The sequence below is a fragment of the Streptomyces sp. bgisy159 genome (assembly GCF_057707805.1).
Genome location: NZ_JBYIQX010000002.1, coordinates 1 through 13,270, shown reverse-complemented (window position 1 = coordinate 13,270; position 13,270 = coordinate 1). Strand labels below are relative to the sequence as shown.

The following is a 13,270-nucleotide window of genomic DNA, read 5'->3' as shown; positions in this document are numbered from 1 at the left end:
TGGGACTGGTGTGACGTCTTCGGAGGTCCGTGCGCTGGGGCAGGCGGGGAGACCTGACTCGGTGTTCCCCGCCATGTCGAGGAGGGGAACGGACCCTATGGAGGACGCCGACGCGATGACGGCCCGGGCGGCCGGATTCGTGGCCCGGGTCGGCGCGCGCCGCCGGCTGCCGCTGGACTACTCCGTCGCCAGCCTGCGCGTCGTCGACTCGCTGGTCGACGGCCTGCGCAAGGGTGGCGGGAGCCGTGAACTGGTGCACGACACCCTCGTCTCGCTCGGCGCCTACGTCGGTGAGGTGCTCGTCCGGCGCGCCGGGGCCGTCTGGGTCGACTTCGACACCGAGCAGCGCGCCTACTTCGGTCAGCCCGTCGGCGTCCGGATGCCGGACGGGCGGATCTGGAACCCTCTCGGGAAGGTCGTCAACCGGTACGAGGTGGGCGGGCCGGAGGAGTCCCTGCACCTCTTCTTCCTGACCCTGCCCGGCAGGGTCAGGAGGGCAGCGGCCTGACCGGGGGGCGCACCGGCGGCACCGGCACGGTCCTACGGGGGTGGGCCGCGTCGGCGTCGCCGGTGCTCTGTGACGTTTCCGTCAGCGGCGACGCTGATGACCGTGGGAGCGTGCCCCCGGCCGGACCGCCGACCCGGCGCCGGGACCGCGCACCCGCCACGAACTCCGCACGAACGAGGACAGTCTTGGGCCAGGGAGGGGAACCCCGGCGCGCTCACGCGTACGACGGGGAACTGGGCGCGGCGGTGGTGCGGGCCCAGGGCGGCGACGAGGCCGCGTTCGCGGTGGCGTACCGGATCGTGCAGCCGGGGCTGCTCGGCTACTTGCGCGGGATCGTCGGCGACGACGCCGAGGACGTCGCGTCCGACGCCTGGCTGGAGATAGCCCGGGACCTCGGCCGGTTCAAGGGCGACGGCGCGGGCTTCCGCGGCTGGACCGCCACCATCGCCCGGCACCGGGCGCTGGACCATCTGCGGCGGCTGCGGGTACGGCCCCGGGGCACCGCCCTGGAGCAGGACGTACTGGAGCTGCCCGGACCGCAGAGCACGCACGACCAGGCGCTGGAGACCCTCTCCACCGAGCGCGCCCTGGAGCTGGTGCGGGGGCTGCCCCGCGACCAGGCCGAGGCGGTGCTGCTGCGGGTGGTGGTCGGCCTCGACGGGCCCGCGGCGGCCCGGGTGCTCGGCAAACGGCCCGGCGCCGTACGGACCGCCGCGCACCGCGGACTGAAGCGGCTGGCCCGCCAGCTCGGGGTCGAGGGTGTGACGGATGGCGGCTCCCGGACGCTGGGTGAGTCGACATGAACGGCCGGGGCGGACATCCGTATGGATCACCGACGGCTCGCGGAACCGCGCGCGGCGGCGCGGACGGCAACACGTATCAACGGGACAGAGGCGGAACAGGACATGGGTGAACGGCAGGACGACGGCGGGGCCGCGCACGGCCACCGGCGGCGTGCGCACCCTGGCGCCACCGCGTCCGGCGGCCCCGTCCGCGGCACCGACGACCTGAGCCTCGCGGCCGGACTGGAGGAACTGCTCGCCGTCGCGCTGCGGGACACCGGCGACGGGCCGCTCGACGGCAGCGAGGGCGAGCGGCGTGCCGTGGCCGCCTTCCGGGCCGCCCGCGAGGCGGGGGAGCACCGCACCCGTACCCGGCACCGCGACGACTGGCGCCCCCGCGGCCACCGGCGCCGGTCCGGGCGCCGCCCGGTCCGGGTCACGCTGTCCATGGCGGTGGCCGGCCTCGCCCTCGGCGGGGTCGCGGTCGCCGCGATCGGGACGGCCGGATCCTCCGGCGACGGCCCCGAGCAGGACCGGCCCGGCCGGCCCGTTCCGTCGGCCGGGGCACCGGACCACTCCGCCGAGCCGTCCGCCGACGCCTCCCGCTCCGCCGACGCCTCCCGCTCCGCCGCCGACCCCGGGGCCACCGACCGCCCGGACACCGCCCAGGACACCGAGGCCCAGTGCCAGGCGTACGCGCTGGTGGAGGCGCGGGGCAAGGCGCTGGACGCCACCGCCTGGGAGCGGCTGGCTGCCGCCGCGGGCGGCGCGGACCAGGTCGACGCGTTCTGCGCCCGGCAGACGGCCGGGACCGGGGCGGGCGAGGACCGGGACCCGGGGGCCGCCGTACCGACGCCGCCGGCCGGCACGGCCGCGGCGGGCCGGCCGACGGAGCCGTCCGCGCCCAGCGTGCCCGTCACCCCGGGCGGCGGCAGCGCGGCCGAGGCGGGGACGAACGGACCGCGGCAGGACGGCCAGGGCCGGCCGACGGCGGGCACCGGCCAGGGCCGGAACCCCTAGCGGAGCCGGGGCGGCGGCCCGGACCCCGGCGTGCCGTGTGACCCGGTCGGGGTGGTTCGGGGCTGTAATGGGCGGCGGACCCGTTCCGCGGGGCGGCGCGGGCGCTCGCCGGGAGAGCTGCCCGGACCGGCCTCCACACCGGCGCGTCGGGACCAGGAAGGCGAGCCGATGTCCGTACCCGCACCCGCTCACCCCGATCCACTGCCGAAGGTGCTCGCCGTGGTCACCGCGGTCATGGGGATCGTCGACGCGGTGGCCTTCCTCGGCCTCGGGCAGGTCTTCACCGCCTTCATGACCGGCAACATCCTCTTCCTCGGCTTCGCGCTCGCCCGGGGCGGGGGCCCGGCGCCGCTGGCGTCGTTCACGGCGCTCGCCGCGTTCATGGCCGGCGCCGTCGTCGGGAACCGCCTGGGGGCGGCCCTGGAGGCCGGACGGCGGCGGTGGATCCTCACCTCGGCCGCCATCGCCGCGACCCTGCTGGTGGCCGGGGCGGTGGCCGCGGTCGGTCTGCCGCCCGCCGCGGAGGAGCCCTCGCCCCGGCACTACGCGGTGATCGCCGCGACCGCGGCGGCCATGGGCGTGCGCAGCGCGACCATGTGGAGGCTCGGGGCGGTCCTGAACACCACGCTCGTCACCGGCACCCTCGTCACCTGGATCCGGAAGTCGGCTCTGGGCGGTGGGGCGGGCGACCCGTTCCAGCCCTACCGGGCCGCGGGCCTGGTGGCGGTGCTGACCGGCGCGGCCCTCGGCACCCTGCTGCTGCGGGTGGGCATCACCGCGGCCCTGCTGGTCGCGGCGGCGGGCGTCCTGGGCGGCATGGGCGGATACGCGGCCCGCCCGGCACTCCGTCGGGCACCGCGCGCGTGACGGGCCGGAGGCCCGTCGGGGCCACGGCGCGCGGGACGCGGCGGGGCGGCAGGGGTCGTCCGGGCGCCCGGCGCGTCACGCACGGGCGATGCGCAGCGGGACGACGTGCCAGTGGGTCTCGACCGCTTCCGGGTCCGCGGCGACCCGGCTCCGCATCCCGGCGGCGAACGCCTCCGCCAGGGCGTCCACCCCGCCGGGGCCGCGGCCCGGGTCCAGCGCGCTGAACAGGGAGGACTGGAACGCCGCCTGGAAGAACGCCGTCACCTGCCCGGCGAAGTCGTGGACGTCCCCGCTCGCCCGCAGCTGTTCGAGGAGGACGTCGGGCAGCACCACCAGATCGCACTCCTCGACCCGCAGGACCCCTGACAGGGGACCCGCCCCGAGGGGCGCGAGGAACTCCTCCCTGGTCCGGTTCCAGGTCGGGATCGTCATCCGCGCGTACTCGCCCGGCGTGACCAGCCCCTGCCGCACCAGGTCGGCCAGCACGGCGTCGGCGGCGTCCATCAGACCGTCGGCCCCGCCGGACCCGTCGTCGGCGCGCCCCCCGCCCAGGACGACCAGCTGACCGCCGGGACGCAGCTCCCGCGCCCGGTGGGTGAGGAACGCCTCCCAGTCGGCGCGGGACTGCTCCCGAAGGGCCCGGCGCGTGCCGCCGGCGGCCCGTGAGGAGTAGATGTGGCCGGGGACGGGCTCCGGTACCCGGGAGAGCCAGTGCACGGCGATCGCGCTCCACGCCAGGTGCAGCTCGGCGGGCGGGAAGAGGGGCTCGTAGAAGGAGCGCGCCTCGGCGTGGGCGAAGACCTGCGGCAGGTGGGCGTAGGAGCCGGGCGCTTCCATGATCGTCGTGAACATGGCGTTGAAGTCGTTGGCGGGGATGTCGGTGTGCACCACCGTCACGGGGGTGTCCTCGCCGGTACGCCGGCGGATCCCCTCCACCACGGCCCGTAACGGGTCCAGCGAGTTGGTTCCGGCGGCCACGCCGAGGTCCGCGGCCCGGAAGGGCGCGCCCTCCTCCGGCAGGACGACCTCGTCCAGGGCCCGGCCCAGCAGGGGCATCCCGTAGTCGGCGGCGCGGTGCTGGACGCGGGAGTGGCGCGCATAACCGCGGCCCATGGCGCCCTCGGTGCCCGCAGGAGTGACCGATCCGCTCATGGAGACCTCGCTCACCGGCAGTCGCGGCCCCCTGGACCACGATAGCCGCGGCCCGGTGGGCCGCCACTCCTGCGCTGACCATCGCCGTGGGCGGGAAAGAAGGAGCGGCCGGTCCTCGCGAGGGGCCGGCCGAGGCAACGGCCGGGGCCGCCACCCCCCACAGGAGAGGCCCCGGCCGTCGCGCGGCACGAGCCGCGTACGGCCCGTACTCCCTACAGCGCCGGCGGTGCGTTTTGTGTCACACCCCCGTCGCGCGTCGGCGATGTCACGAGATAGTTGCAGGACGGACCGGCGTGGACGAGTCGCGGTTTCACGCCGTAACGTGCCTTTTCGCGCCGGACCGCGGGGGGTGACTGCGGGCGGCCCGACCACCGCGAAGACCCGCGGTCGCGCGGACCGCGACCATCGATCGAGGAACCAGGGTGCTGGGGGACGACGCCGAGCTGACAGCCGCCGTGCTGGCGGCGCAGAACGGGGACGAGGACGCGTTCCGCTCCGTGTACCGCGCGGTGCACCCCCGGCTGCTGGGATACGTCCGCACCCTCGTCGGCGAGATCGACGCCGAGGACGTCACCTCCGAGGCCTGGCTCCAGATCGCCCGTGACCTGGAACGCTTCAGCGGCGACGCGGACCGTTTCCGCGGCTGGGCCGCCAGGATCGCCCGTAACCGAGCCCTGGACCACATACGCATGCGCGGCCGCCGTCCCGCGGTCGGCGGCGACGAGACCGAGCTGACGGGCCGGGCCGCCGAGTCGGACACCGCCGGGGAGGCCATCGAGGCGCTGGCCACCAACCGCACCCTCTCCCTCATCTCGCGGCTGCCCCAGGACCAGGCCGAGGCCGTCGTGCTGCGGGTCGTCGTGGGTCTGGACGCCAAGACCGCGGCCGAGACGCTCGGCAAGCGGCCCGGCGCCGTCCGTACCGCCGCGCACCGCGGCCTGAAGAAGCTCGCCGAGCTGATCGGCGAGGACCCGGAGACCGCCGGGGTGCTCGACGCGCTGCCGCCGCAGCGGGGCCCGCGGGCCGGCGCGGTCAGCTCCGCCGGCGTGACGCACGCCCGGGCGCGGACGCAGAAGGACATGTGATGGGCGACGAGCGCGATGTCTTCCCCGGGGACGAGCCCGGGGCCCCCGCCCGCTGGCTGGACCCGGAGACCGCCGAGCGTCTGCTGCGCGGCGAGTCACCCGACGCCGGCGCCCGGCCCGCCGACCGGGACCAGGCCGAACGCCTCGCCCGCACTCTCGCCGCCCTCTCCGCCCTCGGCACCCCGCCCCCGCGGACCTCGCAGGCCGCGGCGGAACTCCCCGGTGAGGCCGCCGCACTGGCCGCCTTCCGCGCGGCACGCGCGGTCTCGTCCGCGTCGGCTCCCCCGGCGGCGTCCGGGGCTGCCGTGCCGGACGAGCGGGCCGCTGCCACCGCCGCGCGCTCGGACGCGTCCGCGCCGGGGGAGCGGTCCGGCCGGGCGGGGGTGCCGTCGGCGCACGCGGCCGTGGAGGCGGGTGCCACCGACGGGTTCGGTGGGTCCGCGCCCGCAGGCCCCGCGTCGCCCGGTGAGGCCGGCGCGCTCGCCGCGTTCCGCGCCGCGGGCGCGGGTGAGCCGGAGGAGCGGGCCGAGGAGCGCGCCGGGGACGGGGCACGGAGGGGCGCGCGTGGGTCCGACGCCGGGCTGTACCGGCTCGGCCGCGGGCGCCGGTTCGACGTGCCGCGGCCCCGGTGGGGCCGGCCGGTGCGGTTCGGGCTGGCCGCCGCTCTGGTCGCCGGAATGGCCGGCGGGGTCGCCGTCGCCGCCGGGACCGGGATCCTGCCGGGTCCGTTCGACGGCGGTGGCCCCGAGCCCGCCGCCTCCGTCTCCGCCGCCACGCCCGGCCCGGTCGGCCCGCCGCGTTCCGCGACCCCGGACACCGGCGCCGCCACCCCGGACGGAGCGACGGCCGGTGCGTCGGAAGGCGGGGCGGCCGGCACGACGGGCGGCTCCGCCGACCCGGGCGCCGCACCCGCCACGCCCGGCCCGCGCGGCACCGACCGCCGGGGCGCCCCGCCCCGTGACATCACCGACTCCTGCCGCGACCTGCACGACGGCCGTCCACTGGACGGCGAGCGGCGCCGCTCCCTGGAGCGCACGGCGGGCGGCGCGGCCCGCGTCCCGTCGTACTGCGCGCACGTCCTCGACGACGGTGACGACGAGCGCGAAGACGGGCACCACGGCGGGCACCACGGCCGGGACGAGCCGGGCGCCCACACCGGAGGCACCGGACGTACGGGCGGTACCGGCGGCGCGGGCCACTCCGGAGGCGGCGGCACCGGCCGGACCGGCGGCCGGGACGGCCGCAGCGGCGGAACCGGTGACACCCGAGGTGCCGGGGGCACCGGCGAGCGGGCCGCCGGCGGCGCTCACGGCGGCCACGGAGGGTCCGGTGGCCAAGGCGGGTCCGGTGGGCATGGCGGCGGCCACGGAGACGGTGGCGCCCAGGGCGGCAACCCCGGGCGCCACGGTCACTGACCCCCTCGGAACCACTCTGACCTGCGGTTTTGGAAGTTCTGGAAATTTCTTCCCGGCAGGTGTGACGTTTTCGGCCCCGGGCGCGCAGTAATAAGCGAGCCGACTGGTCATCGGCCCTCGCACAGAGCCGGGGTTCCCCCCGTACCTACGGCTCGTGCACCTGGCGCGGGCGGGACACGTTCCCCCGGTCCCGCCCGCGCCCAATCTCCCTCCCGCTCACTCCCGGTCCTGCCGCGGATCTCGCGCGCCGCACCGGCGGCTCACCAGGACACGACGACCTTGTCGCCCGTGCGCACCTGGTCGAACAGCTTCGCGATCGCCGCCTCGTCCCGTACGTTGACGCAGCCGTGCGAGGCGCCGGCATAGCCACGGGCGGCGAAGTCGGCCGAGTAGTGCACGGCCTGTCCCCCGCTGAAGAACATGGCGTAGGGCATCGGCGAGTCGTACAGCGTGGACACGTGGTGCCGGGACTTCCAGTACACCTGGAAGACGCCCTCCCGGGTCGGCGTGTACTGCGCGCCGAAGCGGACCGCCACCGTCGACAGGGTGCGGCCGTCGATCATCCAGCGCAGGGTGCGGGAGGTCTTGTCGATGCACAGCACCCGGCCGGTCAGGCAGCGCGGGTCGGGCGGGGCGGCCTCCTGGCCGCCCATGAGGTAGAGCTCCCACCGGCCCGGCTCGTGCGTCATGGCCAGCAGCCGCCGCCAGGTGACCGTGTCCGTCGTCCCCGTCCCGGGCAGCCCGCGCTTGCCCTGGAAGCCGCGTACCGCCTCCTCGGTGCGGTCGTCGTACACGCCCGTGGGCCCGTCGTACAGCCAGGCGACCTGGCGCAGCCGGGCCTGGAGCTCGCGGATGTCGCGGCCCTGGTCGCCGGGCCGCCACAGCACCCGGGCGGGGGTGGGCGTGGGGGAGGGCGGTGCCGGGGACGACGGCGGGGGCGAGGACGGCGGCTCGGCGGAGGACGGTGCCGGGGTGTCGTCACCCGGCTTGCCGTCGGCCGGGGTGGCCGGGGTGGCGGTGCTCGGCTCGCCCGGCCGGGTGGGGGTGACCCGCACCGGCGGGCCGTCCGCCTCCGTCGTGCGGACCGTGCAGCCGCAGAGCACGGCGAGGGCCGCCAGGCCGGCGGTCGCGATCACCGCTCCGCTTCTGGTCCCGGACCTGCTTCTGAGCCCGGATCCGCCGCTCAGCCCGGATCTGCTTCTGGTCCCGGATCTGCCGCTCAGCCCGGATCTGCCTCTGCTCCCGCCGCCCATCGCGCCCCCAGCCGTCCCACCGGTCGCCTGAGGCGGCGACCCTTGTTCCCCTAGAGATGCTGCCCGTGCGTGACGGGTTGCGAACGACACGGCATCGTTGTGAGCAAGCTCCCAGCCTGGTCCACTCCACCGGGCGCACGGCCGCCGCTACAGTCCGTGCCGAGGAGTCGGTCGTACTGGCGAGTAACCAATAAGCGCGGAGGCAACAAATGGCACGCGAGTCCGAGTCCGGGCTGCCGATCGAACCGGTCTACGGACCCGACGACCTCGTCGGCTGGGACGCTGAGCGCAAGCTGGGCGAGCCGGGGTCGTATCCGTTCACGCGCGGCGTCTACCCGACGATGTACACGGGCCGCCCGTGGACCATGCGCCAGTACGCCGGTTTCGGCACGGCGACCGAGTCCAACGCCCGCTACAAGCAGCTGATCGCCAACGGCACCATGGGCCTGTCGGTCGCCTTCGACCTGCCGACCCAGATGGGCCACGACTCCGACGCGCCGATCGCGCACGGCGAGGTCGGCAAGGTGGGCGTGGCGATCGACTCCGTCGACGACATGCGGGTGCTGTTCGGCGGGATCCCGCTGGACAAGGTGTCGACGTCGATGACGATCAACGCCCCGGCCGCGCTCCTGCTGCTGCTGTACCAACTGGTGGCGGAGGAGCAGGGCGTCAGCGCCGACAAGCTGACGGGCACGATCCAGAACGACGTGCTGAAGGAGTACATCGCGCGCGGGACGTACATCTTCCCGCCCAAGCCGTCGCTGCGGCTGATCGCGGACATCTTCAAGTACTGCAAGGCCGAGATCCCGAAGTGGAACACCATCTCGATCTCCGGCTACCACATGGCGGAGGCCGGCGCGTCCCCCGCGCAGGAGATCGCGTTCACCCTCGCCGACGGCATCGAGTACGTGCGCACCGCCGTCGCGGCCGGTATGGACGTCGACGACTTCGCGCCCCGCCTGTCGTTCTTCTTCGTGGCCCGCACCACGATCCTGGAGGAGGTCGCCAAGTTCCGCGCGGCCCGCCGGATCTGGGCGCGGGTGATGAAGGAGGAGTTCGGGGCGAAGAACCCCAAGTCCCTGATGCTGCGGTTCCACACCCAGACCGCGGGCGTGCAGCTGACCGCGCAGCAGCCGGAGGTCAACCTGGTCCGGGTCGCCGTGCAGGGCCTGGGCGCGGTCCTGGGCGGCACCCAGTCGCTGCACACCAACTCCTTCGACGAGGCCATCGCGCTGCCCACGGACAAGTCCGCGCGGCTCGCCCTGCGCACCCAGCAGGTGCTGGCGTACGAGACGGACGTGACGGCCACCGTCGACCCGTTCGCCGGCTCCTACGTCATCGAGAGGATGACGGACGACGTCGAGGCCGCCGCGCTGGAGCTGATGCAGAAGGTCGAGGACCTCGGCGGCGCGGTCAACGCGATCGAGCACGGCTTCCAGAAGAACGAGATCGAGCGCTCCGCCTACCGCATCGCGCAGGAGACCGACAGCGGCGAGCGCGTGGTCGTGGGCGTCAACCGCTTCCAGCTCGACGAGGAGGAGCCCTACGAGCCGCTGCGCGTCGACCCGGCCATCGAGGCCCAGCAGGCCGAACGCCTGGCCCGGCTGCGGGCCGAGCGCGACCAGCAGGCCGTGGACACCGCCCTCGCGGCGCTGAAGAAGGCCGCCGAGGGCGAGGACAACGTGCTGTACCCGATGAAGGACGCGCTGCGTGCCCGCGCGACCGTCGGCGAGGTCTGCAACGCGCTGCGGGAGGTCTGGGGGACGTACGTCCCGTCGGACGCCTTCTGAGCCGTCCGGCCGGTGCCGGCCCGGTCACCCGGAAGGAGTGTCGTACCCGCGTGCGACACTCCTTCACATGTTCGGCGTCATCGACCTGCCCACCTATCTGGCGGGGCTCGTGCTCATCGTGCTGCTCCCGGGGCCCAACTCGCTCTACGTCCTGTCCGTGGCCGCCCGCAAGGGCGTGCGCACCGGGTACGCGGCCGCCGCCGGCGTGTTCACCGGCGACACCGTCCTGATGACCCTCGCGGCGCTCGGCGCGGCGTCCGTGCTCACCACCACCCCCCTGCTGTTCCTCGTGGTCAAGTACGCCGGCGCCGGCTACCTCGCGTGGATGGCGTACGGGATGCTGCGCTCCGCGCGGGAGATGTGGCGGGCGCGGGGGCGGACCGGGCAACCCGTGCGGACCACGGGCCGGGAACCCGCCGCCGTCCAGGGCGGCGACGAGCGGCCCTACCGCCGGGCGCTGGCCGTCTCCCTGGTCAATCCCAAGGCGATCCTCTTCCTGATCTCCTTCTTCGTGCAGTTCGTCGACCCGGACTACGCCTACCCGGCGCTGTCCTTCGTCGTCCTGGGGGCCCTGCTCCAGCTCGCCAGCTTCCTCTACCTGTCCCTCCTGATCTTCGGCGGCACACGGCTGGCCGAGGCGTTCCGGCGCCGTGGACGGCTGGCGGCCGGGGCCACCTCGGCGGCGGGCGCGCTGTTCCTCGGGTTCGCGGTGAAGCTGTCGCTGGCCGGCGCCTGAGACCCGGCCCGGCCGCTCAGGCGGCCGGGACCGACCAGCGCCGCCGGTACCCGTCGAGTCCCTCCGGGGTCTCGCCCGCCCAGCCGACATAGCCGTCCGGGCGGACCAGATACACGCCGGAGTCCAGGGTCAGCGACGTCCACCGCGGGCCCCGCAGCCGGTCGAAGAGGCGCACGCCGTCCACCGTTACGTCCGGGAAGCGGTCCCCGGCGCGCAGCGGGCCGGGGTCGCGGCGGGTCTCCTCGCTGAGCGGGGACTCGCGGTAGTGCAGGCCGAGCTGGCGGGTCGCCGCGCCCCGCGTCCGTTCGGCGCGGTGGATGGCCGTGGACAGGCCGAGCATCGCGGCGGCGACCGGGCGGCGCTCCTCCTCGTAGGTGTCCAGCAGCCGCGGCGGCGCTCCCCCGTGCAGCACCGCGCCCAGCTTCCACCCCAGGTTGTAGGCGTCCTGCACGCTGGTGTTGAGGCCCTGGCCGCCGGCCGGTGAGTGGACGTGCGCCGCGTCCCCGGCGAGGAACACCCGGCCGACGCGGAAGCGGTCGGCCAGGGCCGCGCGGGGCCGGAAGGCGGACACCCAGCTCACCGCCGTCACGTCCCCGGCGGCGAGGTGGGTGCGCTCGGCGACGACCGCGCGGACCCCGGCGAGCGACAGGTCGGGAGTTCCCCCGCCCGGGAACCCGGCGACCAGCTGGAAGTCCTCGGTGCCGGCCAGCGGACACAGCGCCAGGAAGCCCGAACCCTCCCGGGGCGGCGGGAACATGTGCCAGTGGCCGCGGTCGAGCCCCGGTATCCGCACGTCCGTCACCAGGAACGGGTCCGGGTCCACTTCCCCCGTGCCCGGCTTCTCCCGCCCGGGGGCGACTCCGCCGCCCGTCATGGCGACGCCCAGCGCGCGCCGGACCGTCGAGCGGCCGCCGTCGGCGGCCACGACGTGGCGGGCGCGCAGCGCCTCGCCGTCCGCCAGGCGCACGGTGACGCCGTCGGCGTCCTGCTCCACGCCGACGGCCCGCGCGCCGAAGCGCACGCTGCCGCCCAGTTCGCCGAGGCGGGCCAGCAGGATCCGCGCCGTACGCTCCTGCGGCACCATCCACGGCTCCATGAAGCGGCAGTCCTTCTCGCCCTCCTCCGCCGGGTCGAACATGACGTGCTCCCCGGCCGGCTCGCCGTTCTTCCAGATCAGGCTGACCGGGTACCGGCCGCCGGCCGCCAGCACGGCGTCGAGTACGCCCAGGTCCTCGAAGACCTCCATCGTGCGCGGCTGCAGGCCCTTGCCGCGCGAGCCGGCGGCGACGTCGTCGCCGGCCTCGATCACCAGCGCCCGCACCCCGCGCCGGGCCAGGTCGACGCCGAGCGTGAGACCGGTGGGCCCGGCCCCCGCGATCAGGACGTCCAGCATGCCCACTCCCCCTTAACGTTGTTAAGTTCTGTCGTCGACGAGCGTGCCCTTAACTCCGTTAAGCTGTCAAGGGTGACCACCGAGCGCCGTGCCCCCCTCGATCGCCGTCGCGTCGCCGCCACCGCCCTCGACCTGCTCAACGAGGTCGGCCTGGACGGCCTGACCCTGCGCGCCATCGCCAGGGAACTCGACGTCAAGGCGCCCGCCCTGTACTGGCACTTCAAGGACAAACAGGCGCTGCTCGACGAGATGGCGACCGAGATGTACCGCCGGATGGCCGCCGGGGCCGGACCCGATCCCGGCGACACCTGGCAGGAGCGGCTGCGCAGGACCGGCCACGGCCTGCGGGACGCGCTCCTCGCCTACCGCGACGGCGCCAAGGTGTTCAGCGGCTCCCGCTTCACGGGCATCGACCACGCCGCGCGCATGGAGGACGACCTGCGCCTCTTCACGGCCGCCGGCCTCACCCTCACCCAGGCGGTGCGCGCCATGACGACCACGTTCGCCTACACCCTCGGCTTCGTCACCGAGGAACAGGGCGTCGAGCCGCTGCCCGGGGAGCGCCGCGAGGGCTACGACATCGGCGAACGGGCCCGCCTGCTGGCCGACTTCCCCCTGACGGCGGCGGCGGGCGCGGAGATCTTCGCTCAGTACGACCAGCGCTTCGCGGAAGGGCTGGACCTGGTGATCGCGGGCATCGAGGCCCGCTACCGGCCCGGCTGACCGCGGCTACGGGTCGGCTGCGACTGTGACTGCGGGGGCCCGGTGTGCGGCTCCTGCGGGCCCCGGGCCTCGGCGTGCGGCTCCTGCGGGCCCCGGGGCGCGATTCCTCCGGGCCCCGAGTTCCGGGCCCCGGGCACGGCGCGCGGTCAGCGGCCGGCGCGGGCCTTGCGGATCGTGCGGGTGACGACCGGCGGCAGCAGGTCCACCGCGATCCGGCGCGAGCGGCCGGCCCGACGGCGCGCGGTGAGCGCCGCGGCCTCCGCCTCCGCCCTGGCCGCCGCCTCGGCCTCGGCCGCCGCTTCCGCCCGCGCCCTGGCCTCGGCCTCGGCCCTCGCCCGGGCCTCCGCCTCCGCGGCGTACCGGGAGGGCGGCCCTCCTCTTCGGAGGGAATCCCCGCCTTCAGGCGGGGAGGGAATCCGATCCTGGGCCCTGCGGCGCGGAGCGCCGCAGCATCGCTCCGGAATGCTCTACGACGACAGCCGCGCTCAGTCCGGCCGCTTCTGGTTCTCGATGTAGTCCTTGACCACCTGGAGGGGCGCTCCACCG

12 protein-coding genes are annotated in these 13,270 nt (G+C 75.5%); 9 read left to right on the top strand and 3 right to left on the bottom strand.

Going from position 1 to position 13,270, the window contains the following annotated elements; all coding sequences use genetic code 11:
• Window positions 1-97: 97 nt before the first annotated feature.
• The 4 genes from AC3ET3_RS02050 to AC3ET3_RS02035 all read left to right on the top strand — a co-directional run bounded on the left by AC3ET3_RS02050 (window position 98) and on the right by AC3ET3_RS02035 (window position 3,177).
• Complete coding sequence (locus tag AC3ET3_RS02050) at window positions 98-508, top strand: hypothetical protein (protein ID WP_432134862.1); 411 nt, start codon at window positions 98-100, stop codon at window positions 506-508.
• Window positions 509-693: 185 nt separating this feature from the next.
• A complete protein-coding gene (locus AC3ET3_RS02045; RefSeq protein WP_432134861.1) occupies window positions 694-1,311 on the top strand; it encodes an RNA polymerase sigma factor in 618 nt (205 codons plus the stop codon).
• 102 nt (window positions 1,312-1,413) lie between these two features.
• Entirely contained in the window at window positions 1,414-2,310 is an 897-nt protein-coding gene (locus AC3ET3_RS02040; RefSeq protein WP_432134860.1) for a hypothetical protein, read from the top strand.
• 168 nt (window positions 2,311-2,478) lie between these two features.
• Entirely contained in the window at window positions 2,479-3,177 is a 699-nt protein-coding gene (locus AC3ET3_RS02035) for a YoaK family protein (protein ID WP_432134859.1), read from the top strand.
• Between the two features lie 75 nt (window positions 3,178-3,252).
• On the opposite strand, the gene AC3ET3_RS02030 is transcribed toward AC3ET3_RS02035, so the two are convergent.
• On the bottom strand, window positions 3,253-4,329 hold the full coding sequence (locus AC3ET3_RS02030) for a class I SAM-dependent methyltransferase (protein WP_435611509.1): 1,077 nt from the start codon (window positions 4,327-4,329) through the stop codon (window positions 3,253-3,255).
• A gap of 422 nt (window positions 4,330-4,751) precedes the next feature.
• On the opposite strand from AC3ET3_RS02030, the gene AC3ET3_RS02025 reads away from it, so the two are divergent.
• Both AC3ET3_RS02025 and AC3ET3_RS02020 read left to right on the top strand, forming a co-directional pair.
• Window positions 4,752-5,414 (top strand): RNA polymerase sigma factor, encoded by a 663-nt coding sequence (locus AC3ET3_RS02025; RefSeq protein ID WP_432134857.1) that lies wholly within the window; start codon window positions 4,752-4,754, stop codon window positions 5,412-5,414.
• Window positions 5,414-6,829, top strand: coding sequence for a hypothetical protein (locus tag AC3ET3_RS02020; RefSeq protein ID WP_435611508.1), 1,416 nt, complete (start codon window positions 5,414-5,416; stop codon window positions 6,827-6,829). Before AC3ET3_RS02025 ends, AC3ET3_RS02020 begins: the two co-directional genes overlap by 1 nt.
• A 260-nt stretch (window positions 6,830-7,089) precedes the next feature.
• Here the strand turns inward: AC3ET3_RS02020 and AC3ET3_RS02015 are convergent, their stop codons facing one another.
• Complete coding sequence (locus AC3ET3_RS02015) at window positions 7,090-7,965, bottom strand: L,D-transpeptidase family protein (protein WP_432134855.1); 876 nt, start codon at window positions 7,963-7,965, stop codon at window positions 7,090-7,092.
• A 326-nt stretch (window positions 7,966-8,291) separates the two neighbouring features.
• Here AC3ET3_RS02015 and AC3ET3_RS02010 point away from each other — a divergent pair, with 326 nt between their 5' ends.
• Window positions 8,292-9,872 (top strand): acyl-CoA mutase large subunit family protein, encoded by a 1,581-nt coding sequence (locus AC3ET3_RS02010; protein ID WP_432134854.1) that lies wholly within the window; start codon window positions 8,292-8,294, stop codon window positions 9,870-9,872.
• A 67-nt stretch (window positions 9,873-9,939) separates the two neighbouring features.
• Window positions 9,940-10,608: a leucine efflux protein LeuE gene (gene leuE, locus AC3ET3_RS02005; protein ID WP_432134853.1), complete on the top strand. Its 669-nt coding sequence runs from the start codon at window positions 9,940-9,942 to the stop codon at window positions 10,606-10,608.
• Window positions 10,609-10,624: 16 nt separating this feature from the next.
• Here the strand turns inward: leuE and AC3ET3_RS02000 are convergent, their stop codons facing one another.
• Complete coding sequence (locus tag AC3ET3_RS02000) at window positions 10,625-12,001, bottom strand: FAD-dependent monooxygenase (RefSeq protein WP_435611507.1); 1,377 nt, start codon at window positions 11,999-12,001, stop codon at window positions 10,625-10,627.
• A 72-nt stretch (window positions 12,002-12,073) separates the two neighbouring features.
• Between AC3ET3_RS02000 and AC3ET3_RS01995 the strand changes: the two genes are divergently transcribed.
• The gene (locus tag AC3ET3_RS01995; RefSeq protein ID WP_432134851.1) at window positions 12,074-12,724 is read left to right on the top strand and encodes a TetR/AcrR family transcriptional regulator C-terminal domain-containing protein; all 651 of its coding nucleotides are present in this window, start codon (window positions 12,074-12,076) and stop codon (window positions 12,722-12,724) included.
• The last annotated feature ends 546 nt before the right edge of the window (window positions 12,725-13,270 follow it).

Excerpts from the sequence above, each read along its gene's own strand:
- AC3ET3_RS02050 (WP_432134862.1), top strand. The coding sequence starts at position 98 with ATGGAGGACGCCGACGCGATGACGGCCCGGGCGGCCGGATTCGTGGCC.
- AC3ET3_RS02010 (WP_432134854.1), top strand. The coding sequence starts at position 8,292 with ATGGCACGCGAGTCCGAGTCCGGGCTGCCGATCGAACCGGTCTACGGA.
- AC3ET3_RS02000 (WP_435611507.1), bottom strand. The coding sequence starts at position 12,001 with ATGCTGGACGTCCTGATCGCGGGGGCCGGGCCCACCGGTCTCACGCTC.
- leuE (WP_432134853.1), top strand. The coding sequence starts at position 9,940 with ATGTTCGGCGTCATCGACCTGCCCACCTATCTGGCGGGGCTCGTGCTC.
- AC3ET3_RS02030 (WP_435611509.1), bottom strand. The coding sequence starts at position 4,329 with ATGAGCGGATCGGTCACTCCTGCGGGCACCGAGGGCGCCATGGGCCGC.
- AC3ET3_RS02040 (WP_432134860.1), top strand. The coding sequence starts at position 1,414 with ATGGGTGAACGGCAGGACGACGGCGGGGCCGCGCACGGCCACCGGCGG.
- AC3ET3_RS02020 (WP_435611508.1), top strand. The coding sequence starts at position 5,414 with ATGGGCGACGAGCGCGATGTCTTCCCCGGGGACGAGCCCGGGGCCCCC.
- AC3ET3_RS02035 (WP_432134859.1), top strand. The coding sequence starts at position 2,479 with ATGTCCGTACCCGCACCCGCTCACCCCGATCCACTGCCGAAGGTGCTC.